This is a genomic window from Staphylococcus sp. TCBT05 (genome assembly GCF_055179755.1).
On the sequence record NZ_JBUQDQ010000027.1, the window covers coordinates 1 to 968 of the forward strand.

Annotated in this window: 2 rRNA genes; both read right to left on the reverse strand. The window is 46.4% G+C overall.

Features of this window, described 5'->3' with window-relative positions:
- Positions 1 to 443: ribosomal RNA gene (locus tag ACY191_RS06735) — 23S ribosomal RNA — on the reverse strand; the annotation flags it as partial.
- 229 nt (positions 444 to 672) lie between these two features.
- Positions 673 to 968: ribosomal RNA gene (locus ACY191_RS06740) — 16S ribosomal RNA — on the reverse strand; the annotation flags it as partial.

Genomic DNA, 968 nt, shown 5'->3' on the forward strand with positions numbered 1-968 from the left:
GATTCCGACGGAATTTCTCGTGTTCCGCCGTACTCAGGATCCTCCTAGGTGTCTTCCACATTTCGTCTACGGGGTTTTTACCCTCTTTGACTGACTTTTCCAAGTCATTCGACTATCTGAAAGAACGACCATATTGGAGTCCTACAACCCCAACAAGCAAGCTTGTTGGTTTGGGCTTTTCCCGTTTCGCTCGCCGCTACTCAGGGAATCGAATTTTCTTTCTCTTCCTGCAGGTACTTAGATGTTTCAGTTCTCTGCGTCTACCTCGAATGTGCTATGTATTCACACAATCGTAACATCCTATTAAAGATGCTGGGTTCCCCCATTCGGAAATCTCTGGATCATAGCTTACGTACAGCTCCCCAAAGCATATCGGTGTTAGTCCCGTCCTTCATCGGCTCCTAGTGCCAAGGCATCCACCGTGCGCCCTTATTCACTTAACCTTATCAACCTTGCGGTTGGGTTTTGATCCTTCTTCTAGCGATAGAAGTTAGATCAAGAAAATAAGCAATTGAACTTATTAAAAAACTCATTCAACGCGGTGTTCTCGGTTTGTATTACTTACATTTACTTCAAATATCCAGTTTTCAATGAACAAAAGTGTTTGAGAGTAAACCTCTCAAAACTGAACAAAGTAAAAACAAATTGTGTAGTCTCCGTAATATTCCTTAGAAAGGAGGTGATCCAGCCGCACCTTCCGATACGGCTACCTTGTTACGACTTCACCCCAATCATCTATCCCACCTTAGGCGGCTGGCTCCAAAAAGGTTACCTCACCGACTTCGGGTGTTACAAACTCTCGTGGTGTGACGGGCGGTGTGTACAAGGCCCGGGAACGTATTCACCGCGGCGTGCTGATCCGCGATTACTAGCGATTCCGGCTTCATGCAGGCGAGTTGCAGCCTGCAATCCGAACTGAGAGAAGCTTTAAGAGATTAGCTTAGCCTCGCGACTTCGCAACTCGTTGT